At 60.8% G+C, this 10,628-nt stretch carries 4 protein-coding genes and 1 pseudogene; all 5 read right to left on the minus strand.

What is annotated here, in order from left to right:
* Positions 1 to 212 precede the first annotated feature (212 nt).
* Entirely contained in the window at positions 213 to 3,335 is a 3,123-nt protein-coding gene (locus RDCOP1_RS00155) for a type I restriction endonuclease subunit R (protein WP_072698084.1), read from the minus strand.
* Positions 3,335 to 4,558: a restriction endonuclease subunit S gene (locus tag RDCOP1_RS00160; protein ID WP_072698085.1), complete on the minus strand. Its 1,224-nt coding sequence runs from the start codon at positions 4,556 to 4,558 to the stop codon at positions 3,335 to 3,337. Before RDCOP1_RS00160 ends, RDCOP1_RS00155 begins: the two co-directional genes overlap by 1 nt.
* A pseudogene (locus RDCOP1_RS00165) lies at positions 4,555 to 5,466 on the minus strand (HsdM family class I SAM-dependent methyltransferase); the annotation flags it as partial. The pseudogene RDCOP1_RS00165 and the gene RDCOP1_RS00160, both read right to left, overlap by 4 nt.
* Before the next feature lie 128 nt (positions 5,467 to 5,594).
* A complete protein-coding gene (locus RDCOP1_RS00170) occupies positions 5,595 to 8,675 on the minus strand; it encodes a type III restriction-modification system endonuclease (RefSeq protein ID WP_072698086.1) in 3,081 nt (1,026 codons plus the stop codon).
* Between the two features lie 5 nt (positions 8,676 to 8,680).
* Positions 8,681 to 10,615: a site-specific DNA-methyltransferase gene (locus RDCOP1_RS00175; RefSeq protein ID WP_084722242.1), complete on the minus strand. Its 1,935-nt coding sequence runs from the start codon at positions 10,613 to 10,615 to the stop codon at positions 8,681 to 8,683.
* Positions 10,616 to 10,628 lie beyond the last annotated feature (13 nt).

The raw sequence follows: 10,628 nt of genomic DNA on the forward strand, positions 1-10,628 counted from the left end.
TGGTTAGTAGCCAGCTGTGAGTTCTGGTCGGTGGGGTGACACTCATATCGGGGACGACCGCTCATCGCGCCACCGATCGGGGGTCTTCGCTCATCGCAGCCCCCGGGTGCGACAGCAGTTCTTGGCTCAGTTGGTTCAGATCGACGAGCGAGTGCAGCGGGCCACCTCGTCGTCGCCGACCGGGTTGATTGCGGAGGTGATGCATCGGGCGGCTACTGATCGATCGCCGCCTCGTAGAAAGCGTCCGCGAGCGCCATGATGACAGCGTTGATCGCGGGACCGTCGCTGAAGAAGTAGTCGGCCATGGTGTTGTGGGCTTCCTGGTTGTCGACGACCGCGTCCATGACCGCGGACTGGAAGTCCTGCGATTCCATGAACTGCTTCCTCGAGTTCACCTTGGTCTGGTTGACCAAGTCCGGGTAAGCGAGCAGCCGCTGCACCAGTCCTTGCACGAACTCACGAACCTGCGACTGGGTGAAAGCCTCGGCGCCGAAGAGGTCATTCATCTTGTCGATAACGACCTGCAAGGCGACGTACTTCGGCTCCTTCCGGGCGCCAGTGCCGGCGGCGCTGATCCCTTTGAGCTGACCGCTACCGGTAAGTGAGATGTCGACCGTAGCCGCCTTGGTGTGCCTGGCCCGGACCAGCACTACGCCGGAAAGATCGACCTCCGCGGTCCAAGAGGACTCTGCAATGACCTTGTCCAGTAACCGCAAGAAGATTGACAGCATCTCCATGTACGGGTCGCCGTAGTCCACGATCTGGCTCATGAAGTCGTAGAGCCTGACGTAGGTGGAGACGTCCTTGCGGAACAGGTCCAGGGCGTTGAGGGTGACCTTGTCGTCGGCCTCGATCGCGGCCGCATAGCGGCGAGCGAATTCGTGTTTGGCCGGGCTGATCGCGGCCGAGAGGGCATTGTTTCCCTTGCGGGTGACCCACAATTCCGCGATCTCGCGCACCTGCTCGGGGGTGTAGATCCCGGACTGGGCGAGCTTGGTGGCGAGATGGACGACGACGTATGGGTCGGTTTCGGTTTCGAGGGTGGCGTTGATGAAATACGGCTCGAATGAAGCGCGGATGTCTTCGGGCTTGTTCACGAAGTCGATGACGAACGTCTTGCGCTTCTGCTCCCCACCTGCGGTGCGATGCGTGCGGTTGAGCCGGGAGAGGGTCTGCACGGCAGTGACCCCGGAGAGTTTCTTGTCGACGTACATCGCCGACAGCAATGGCTGGTCGAACCCGGTTTGGAGCTTGTTGGCAACCAGCATGATCCGGTATGTCGTGCCCTTGAAGGCGGCGACCAGGTCAGAGCCGGCGCCAGGATTGAGATTGGCTTCGGTGAACTCGTCGTCCTTGCTCGGCTGCGGTTCCCAGTCCGGAGCCCACTGCTCGTCCTCGTCCATAGCCACCGAACCGGAGAAGGCTACCAAGGTGCGATAGTTGTACGAGGCGTCCACGGCGGCTCGTTTGGCGATGTAGGCGTCGATCGCCTTCTTGTACTTCACCGCGGCCTTGCGTGAATCGGTCACCACCATCGCTTTCGCCCTGCCTTCGAGCAGGTGGGCGACGTTGGTATGGAAGTGCTCGACGATGATCTGTACCTTCTGGCTGATGTTGGTGGGGTGCAGTTTCACCCACCGCATCAACCCTTTACGTGCCGTGGCCTCCTCCACTTCGCCGCCGTCGCCGCTCTCGGCGTTGCCGGCGATTCTCAGTGCGGTGTCGTAGGTTTGGTAGCCCTTGAGCACGTCGAGGATGTAGCCCTCCTCGATCGCCTGGCGCATCGAGTACAGGTGGAACGAGGTCGGCTTCCCGTCAATGCCTTTGCGTCCGAACAGTTCGAGGGTCTTGTTCTTCGGTGTCGCGGTGAACGCGAGGTAGGAGATGTTCTGAGACTCGGCCCGCTCGGTCATTTCCGAGGCCAGGATCGCCTCGACGTCGACCTCGCCGCCCTCCTCGATCTCGTTGACCTCTTCGGCGGTCAGGACAGCCTTGAGTTTTTTGGAGACCTCGCCGGTCTGCGAGGAGTGCGCCTCGTCGGCGATCACTGCGAACCGCCGCCCCTTGAGCGAGGACTCCTTCCGAACCGCCTCGAGAGCGTAGGGGAAGGTCTGCACCGTCACCGCGATGATCAGCTCCCCGGTCTTGAGCGCGGTCGCCAGCAGCCCGGATTTCGACTTCGCCCCCGCCTTACGAACGTCCTCCGGGCTGATCGTAGACACGATCTTCCCCGACCCGTCGATCTGCCGGATCGCCTCCTGCAGTTGCCCATCGAGCACGGTGCGGTCCACGACCACGATCACCGAGTCGAAGACTTTCTCGTCGTCGACGTGCAGACGGGCGAGCCGGTGCGCGGTCCAGGCGATGGTGTTCGTCTTTCCGGATCCTGCTGAGTGTTCGATCAGGTAGCGATGCCCCACTCCTTCCTCGCGGACCGCGGCGACGATGTTCGTCACGGCTTCCCACTGGTGGAAGCGGGGGAAGAGCATGGTCGTGCGCCGAGCCGATATCCCGGTCGCGACATCCCACTCCTGCTTGGTCTCCACGATCATCAGTCGGCCGATGATGGTGAGCCAGGCGTGCTTCTCCCAGACCCGTTCCCATAGGTACGCCGTAGCCGACTGACCGCCTTCGGCCGGTGGGTTGCCCGCCCCGCCTTTGTAGCCCATGTTGAACGGCAGGAAGTGGGTCTTCTCGCCCTCAAGGCGGGTGGTCATCGCGGCAAGGTCGTTGGAGACCGCGAAGTGCACCAGCGCCCGGTGTCCGAAGGACAGCAGCGGCTCGGGTCGGCCGTTGGTCAGCGGATGGCGGGCCTTGCGGTATTGGTTGATCGCCTCGTCGAGGGATTGGGTGAAGTCGGTCTTGAGTTCCACGGTGGCGACCGGGATTCCGTTGATGAAGAAGACCAGGTCGATGCTGCGCTGATCGGCGGTGGAGAAGTGCACCTGCCGCATCACCCGCACCCGCATCGCCGCATATTGGGCGCTGGTGGTCGCGTTCAGGCTGGTCTCGGGACGGAACTGCGCCATCTTCAACCGGCCACCACCGATGTACTGCACCCCGTTGCGCAGGATGTTCAGCGTCCCGCCACCGTGGTCCAATGGCTTGTCGAGCGCCGTGGTGAGTACGTCGAGGAACTTCGCCTGCGATCCCGCCGCCTTCAACGCTTTCTCGTACGCCGACTTCTGGGTTTCCTGCAGCCAGGTGAACAGATCTTCGGGGAACAGCGCCCGCTCCCGGTCATACCCGGTGTCCTTCGCCGAGTACAGCCACCCGTGGGACTCCAGGTACGCACAGATCTCGGATTCGAAGACGACCTCGTTGTGATCGGCCATCACGTCGTCTCCCAAAGGCCGATCTGCCCCGTCACCGCCGCTGCGATTAACGCCGACCGCCGCTCACGAGCGAGTTCGATCAATCGCTCCGTCTCGGCGACGAGTTTATCGATCTTCGCTGTCTCGCTCCTCAGGTACCCCTTGAGTCGGCGCTGTTCGTCCACGGAGGGCAGTTGCATCGGGAGGTTCACGATGTCTGACTGGCTGATGTTAAGCATCGAGTGACTCGTACCGGTGGCCGCCAATTCGATCAGATCGCGCCACCTACGGCTTCCGAGCACTGCCGCTACGAACTGCGGCTCGGCTCGGTTCTCATCGAGCGTGAATGCGTAGAGCTTGTCACACAGCATGAGCCGCGGGAAGTCTTCCTCAACCACCGCCGCACTGCCGACAAGTTCGCGGGTGTTGGCGCGCGACACAAGAAGATCACCCTGACTCACAACGATCTCCGGCCGCGGTATTTCGTCCTCCGGCAACTCCTTGTTCTCCATCGGACGAAAGCGACCGCCGTTCGCCGCTCCAGCCTTTAGAACTGCCCAAGTCTCGATACCATCGGCCGGCCAGGAGCAGCATTGCGGACTCCACCCCTGTCGAACCGATCTGATCATGTGCTTTAGACGCGTCCCGGAGGTATCGACAATGGCCACAGCCTCCTCAACTATCGCACGACGACGTTCGCGGAGCGTTTTGATCAGGCGCTGCTGCTCATCGATGAGCGTGTCGATGCGGGCGGTCTCGCGGTCAAGGTAATTGGCGATGGCGCGCTGCTCATCCAGCGTCGGGACGGGTACCTCCAGCGCCGCCATCTGTGTCGCCGACAGCTCCATGAATGTCGTCCCTCGGCCAAGAGATTCCAACTCCGGACCGGCAGCGACCAGCGCGTAGGTCAGGTAGCGGCTGTTCATCGACGCACGTGGCACGATCGCACGACAACCCTGATTGAAAGCTGCGCGCATGCCCGTGCGAGCGACGTAGCCAATCGGTGCGCGGATCGACAAGATAACAGAGTCAGCCGGGACGACTGATGACCCTGAAGCTGCGCCTTCCTCCGTGAGGAAGCGAACTGTGTTCACGACCAGTCCACCAGTCACTGGGCGAAGGTCAGGGGGAGTCACGAATGGAACGGAACCGTTCCAATTCTCACTATTCGATGTTGGTGTCCCACCTCCGACAAGCGATCCTATTCTGCGGAGCGGAAGCAATGGATACCGGTCTGAATTCACTGGTCCACCTCTCGCAATAGCTCAAGGATTTTGGCAACTTGCCTCTCCAGGTCGGCATCAATCTCGGCGAGGGGACGGGGAGGGACGTACTTGTAGAAGTGACGAGTAAAAGGGATCTCGTAACCGGTCTTGATCTTGGCCCAGTCGATCCAGGCATCGGGGACGTGCGGCTTCACCTCGGCGTCGAAGTACGCCTGGATGACCTCGGTCGTGCCCGCGGCGCCGGCGGTCGAGCCGCCGTAGGTGAACGGGACGTTCTCGGTGTCGCGCTTCTTCGTATCCGGCTTGGGTTTGCCCTTGGGGTCGACGACTAGGTTGCCGGAACGGTCGAGGAGGGGGCGTTCGACCGTGATGGTCCAGTAGCCGAACTCGTCGTTGCGCAGTACCTTCGCGTAGTCGGGGTCCGCGTCAGTGAAGTCGGAGTACAACTTCACGATCTTGGCGCGGTCGGTGTCACTGAGCTCACGGTTCTTCGAGCCGAGGTTCTTGCGCATCTTGGTCCAGAACGAGGTGCCGTCGACGAACTGGACCACGCCCTTGCGGTCCGGGTGCTTGGTGTTATCGAGGATCCAGATGTAGGTGGCGATGCCGGTGTTGAAAAACATGTTGGTCGGCAACGCGACGATCGCCTCGACCAGATCGTTCTCCAGCAGCCATTTGCGGATGTTGGAGGGGCCGGACTCGGCGGCGCCGTTGAACAACGGCGAGCCGTTCATGACGATGCCGACACGGCCGCCGCCGTCCTCCGGCGGCCGCATCTTGTGGGCCAGGTGGAGCAAGAAAAGCATCTGCCCATCCGACGTCGACGGCAGGCCGGGAGCGAAACGGCCGTAGTGGCCGGCTTCCTCGCGCTCCTTCGTGACAGCCTTGGCGTACTGCTTCCAGTCGACCCCGTACGGCGGTTCCGTGCATTGTTTAATCGTGTTGTAGGTCGAAGCCCAATCCGTCGCTACCGGGAAGGTCCGGCTATCGCCCCCGGCGGTCGGCGAGGATAGGCCTTCTCACTTTAAGGAAGTGAGAAGGCCGCTCATCTCGGCTACGTGGTCACGAGCTGCATCAGTTCGCTGTAGTCTGTGACGACGTTGTATGTGACGCCCTGCCCGGTCTTCTTGTTGAGCGAGTCGAAGAACTTCCGGGCGCACTCGATCTTGGCGTTTTCGACCCCCTTGAGTTGCATGGTCGAGAGTGAACCTTTCGTCTCGGCGACGAAGTACACGTGTTTGACGCTTCCCTCGGTGAACGCGATCGCCCAGTCGGGGTTGTAGTCACCGACCGGGGTCGGGATGAAAAAGCCCCGCGGGAGTTTCGCGTAGACAGCGACCTCGTTGCTGGTGTCGATCTCGTTGACGAAGTCGCGTTCGACCTTGGAGTCGGTGACGACGTAGTCGTAGATGTGCTTGCGCAGCTTGTCGCCGGCCTGTGTGAAGTCCTGCTTGGTCTGATTCTCGGTGAAGATTGCCGAGTCGAACCGGTCTTCCAATGTGTCGTAGGTCAGGTGCTCGACGATCACGGTGGCCTTCTGCTCGTTGACGAGCCTGGCCGTCTCGGTGATGAACTGTTCCGGGTTGAGCCGGAACTTCGCGAATGTCGCCGGCGTGATCCCACTCAGGATGGCGGCGACAGTACGTCGGGTGAGCTGCGCCTTCTCGGTGATCTCGCCGAGCAGGTCGTACTTTACTTGTGAGCCGGCGGTGACCGTCTCGGTGTGAGTTCGTGTCCGCGTTTGGTCGAATCCGGCCGTGTTGGTGAGATCCTCGGCGTCGAGGGCGTCCTTCTGCTGTCCCTCGATGAGGACATACTGCATCGCAGCCACGTTGAGATGGCTGTCGAGCGTCTGAATGCACTTGCGGATTAATTCGTCCGAGTCGAACTCGACCTGGTAGACCGCCTTGTGGTTGATCCGGCCCCAGAGCGCCTGGAACTCCTTCTTCGCGAAGTTGGCCTCGTTGAGCGGAATCTTCTTCGGCTTGCGACCGTCCTCGCCGATCACCTTCACATCGAGATACAGCGCATCCACGAGCGGCCACACGGAGTCGATGACCGGCCGCAGCACCTCCGAGGTGGGCTCGGCGAGGGTGCCGGCTTCCTTCGCCTGCTTGTATACCTCAGAGACCGTGTCGTCGTCGTTGAGGTAGTCGTTCTTGATGAGGTACTTGTACAGCGCCTGAGCGAGTGCTTCCTCGACGACGGATTCGCCGCCGGGAGTCTGGATCGTCTTGCCGGTGAAAAACTTGATGCTCGCCTTGCGTGGCCGTGCCGCCAACGATTCGGCGATCTCCTTCTGAAGTCCGGTCACGAAGTCCGTGTAGGACTCGTCGGTGACGACGGTCAGCTCGTTGATGTCGTGAACGGTGACCGGGTTGTCCATACGCTCGCCGTGCTGGTCGACCGCCAACCGCAGACCGCGCCCGATCTCCTGTCGGCGCGATACCGTGTTGTCGCTCTTCTTGAGCATGCCCATCACGAAAACGTTGGGGTTGTCCCAGCCCTCGCGGAGCGCGGAGTGGGAGAAGATGAACCGCACCGGCTCAGCGAACGAGAGCAGGCGCTCCTTGTTTTTGAGGATCAGATCGTAGGCGTCCGTATCGGTGGACTGCCCCTTGTCGTCGCCCCGCCCACTGACCTTGCCGTCGACCTGCCGCTTGGTCTTCTTGTCGATGGAGAAGTAGCCCTCGTGCACCTTCCCGATTTCGTCGCGGAGAAGGTACTCCTGGTGCGCGGCGGTCGAGTCGTCAAGGGCGAGTTCACCTAACACGTCATCGCGGATCGTCTCGTATTCTTCCTCGAAGATGCGTGCGTAGTCGCCGAGTGTGTCCTCACGGGCGTAGTCGCGGTACTTGGCGACCTCGTCGATGAAGAACAGTGAGAGCACCTTGATACCTCGGCTGAACAGTTCGCGTTCCTTGTCGAGGTGGGCGCGGATGACTTCGCGGATCTGGATGCGCCGCTTGGTTTCCTCGGTCACATCACGGTCGGCGAGCTGCCCGGCGATGACCACGTCACCGTTGCTCAGTTCGAGCACGTCACGGTTGGCGTCGATGTCGGTGATGAACAGGCCCTTATAGGCCTCGATTCCACCGGAGATGTCGTGCAGGTTCGCACCGACGTCGAGCCTTTTGACCTGACGTTTGATGTCGGTCTTGGTCTGGACTTCGATCTCGACCCGGGCACGGGGTTTGGCGCCCTTGGCGATCTCGATCGCATCGAGGTACAGGTACGCGGTCGAGCCGGCGAGTCCCTTGACGGTGATGCCGCGGACGGCGATCTTCTTGACCAGCTTCTGGTTGTAGGCATCCAGGGCGTCGAGTCGGTGGACTTTGGTGTGCTCGACCTTGTGGGTGGCCGAGTAGCGCAACACCATCAAGGCGTTGAACTCGGCCAACGAGGCGAGCGATTTGTCCGCGCCGATCTTCTGCGGCTCGTCGATGATCACGATCGGGCGGTTGGCCTTGATGACGTCGATCGGCCGCCGGGACTGGAAGTCGTCGAGGACGTCGTAGATGCGCCGGTTGTCCTTACCGGACGAGTTGAACGCCTGAATGTTGATGATCATCACCTGCACACCGGCATCGGAGCTGAACCGCTCCAGCTCGTGCAGTTGCGACGAGTTGTAGATGAACGACCGTGGTTTGGTGCCGTACATCTGCTGGAAGTGCTCGGCGGTGACGTCGAAGGACTTCTTCACGCCCTCACGGATCGCCACCGACGGCACGACGATGATGAACTTCGACCAGCCGTACCGCTTATGCAACTCCATGATCGTCTTGATGTAGACGTAAGTCTTTCCTGTGCCCGTCTCCATCTCGACATCGAGATTGGGGGCACCCGGCGCAGCTTTGCTGTCCACGAGCTTCGGTGCCAGTGGAAGATTCCGCGATCGCTGCACCCTGTGCACATTCTTCAGCAACTGAGCACCGGTCAGCGCAATCTCCGCGTTCCGCAAACCAGAATCGGGCGTCTCCGTAGCTTCGAAAAGAGAGGGGTTCGCGACCTGCTTCAGGTTGCCGGGGTCGATCCGGTACGAAATCCCGTCGTGCCTGGGCTGACCGGCGAATACTTCGACCACGGAGTCGACAGCATCGGTTTGGTACTGCTGAACCTTGAACTGGAGCTTCATCTCGGTCAGATCGCCTTCACGTCGGTTGCCGGTGACAGCTCACGGAAGACCTGCTCCGCGTTAATGCGGGCATCATCCGAGGCGAAGGACGAATCGCGGAACACTGCGCGCAAGGGCTCACGCTCAGCGATGGTGCGCACCAACTCGGGTTTGACCGTCGAGTCGAAGCACGCGATCAGGGCGCCGTCCTCGACCACGAAGACCTCTTGACCGTCGATCTGCTCGATAGCGATTTCCATGGTGAGTTCGAGGCCCCAGTCGAGCATCACTTGGAACAGCAGGTCCTCACCTGAACGATCCGGTTTCACGCTGGTCTCAAGCTCCGTCAAGGTGAGCTGGTCGGTCGCATCCGGTGATCGGAGCACATCAGCCATGTTGGTCGAATCGACATGGAGGCTCCTGAAGCCAATATCCAAGTCTGTCTCCGCGAGGCCCGCACTCTCAGCGACGCTCGCACCAGCGCGCCGGATACGTTCTCTAGACAACTCGGCGATCGTAGAATAGCCGGCATCCGCCGCGGTGGAATTTGGGTCGGTGTGTTCATCCAACTGCACCATGACGAACTGTCGCCGCCCTCCATCTTCTAGGTTGGCCATCATCACCGCGTGAGCCATCGATGAGCTGCCGGCAAAGAAGTCGAGGATAATGCACTCCGGGCCAGCGGCAATCTCTAGGAGACGCTTCATCAACTGTGGCGACTTGGGGAAGTCCATTACAGCACCCCCGAAGAGGTCCTTGACTGCCTTGCGTCCGTAGTCGTTGGTGAACTCTCCATCGAGCCAGACGGACTTCACCAGTGTCTTAGCGACTTTGCCATCGACACCGTACAAGTAGTCCTTCCTGAAGATTCGCCACTCCGCACCCGTCGTTTCAGCGGTCAGCAGTGCGTTGTCACGTAGAATCCGCTCACGTCCCCAAGTCCAACATGTTTGTGTCCCATCTGGCGCATCCGGGAACACCTCGACATGGAACTCAGCAGTCAGTTCGGTTGACACTCGACCTGTCGAAGGCTCGACGTAGAGGGGAAAGTAGAGATTGGGCCTCGTCTGGGGGTTGAATGCCTGATTTCGGTTGCGCAGACCGAGGAGACGAAACGGGCCGCCATCGTCGGAACGCTGATACTCATCCGCCATCCTCCCCTCTTTCGCGATTCCCGTGATCGACTCAGCAGCAGAGTTGCGCACGAAGATCATGAGAGACTCATGCGTCTTGGCAACGAATCGATCCAAGTGACGGCCCCGTGGGTTGACCTGCACGGCAACCTGAGCGACGAAGTTTCCTGTACCGAATATCTCGTCGCCGATCTTGCGCAGGTTCGCACTTTCGTTGTCATCGATCGAGATGACCAGGACACCATCGTCAGTGAGTAGGTTTCGCGCGAGCTTAAGCCTCGGGTAGAGCATGCTCAGCCAGTCGGAATGGAACCGGCCATTCGATTCAGGGTTCGCGACTAGGCTTGCCCCACTCTCGTCGGTCTGTCCCGATCTCAGAAGGTATTCGTCCGTCGTCTCTGCGAAGTCGTCGTTGTAGACGAAGTCGTTGCCGGTGTTGTACGGCGGATCGATGTAGATCAGCTTGATCTTGCCGAGATACGACTCCTGCAGGAGCTTCAGTGCGTCGAGGTTGTCACCTTCGATGAAGAGGTTCTGGGTGGTGTCGAAGTCGACGGACTCCTCACGCACGGGCCGGAGGGTTTTCGCGATGGGGGCGTTGGCTGCGAACGCGGCGGCGCGTTTGCCGGGCCAGTCAAGTCGGTAGCGCTCCTGCGGTCCCTCGACAACATGGTCGGACAGTTCCTGGCGGAGCAGGTCGAAGTCGATGGCCCTCTTCGGGTTGCCGTCGGCGTCGAGGGTCTCGGTGACGACGCTCGGGAACAGTTCCGTGAGCTTGTTGATGTTGATGTTGGTCAGATCGGGTGATGTCATGCGCAGTTTTTCCACGGTTTCGCTTTCT

It is taken from the genome of Rhodococcus coprophilus NBRC 100603, from assembly GCF_001895045.1.
GTDB lineage: Bacteria > Actinomycetota > Actinomycetes > Mycobacteriales > Mycobacteriaceae > Rhodococcus > Rhodococcus coprophilus.

Excerpts from the sequence above, each read along its gene's own strand:
- RDCOP1_RS00155 (WP_072698084.1), bottom strand. The coding sequence starts at position 3,335 with ATGGCCGATCACAACGAGGTCGTCTTCGAATCCGAGATCTGTGCGTAC.
- RDCOP1_RS00170 (WP_072698086.1), bottom strand. The coding sequence starts at position 8,675 with ATGAAGCTCCAGTTCAAGGTTCAGCAGTACCAAACCGATGCTGTCGAC.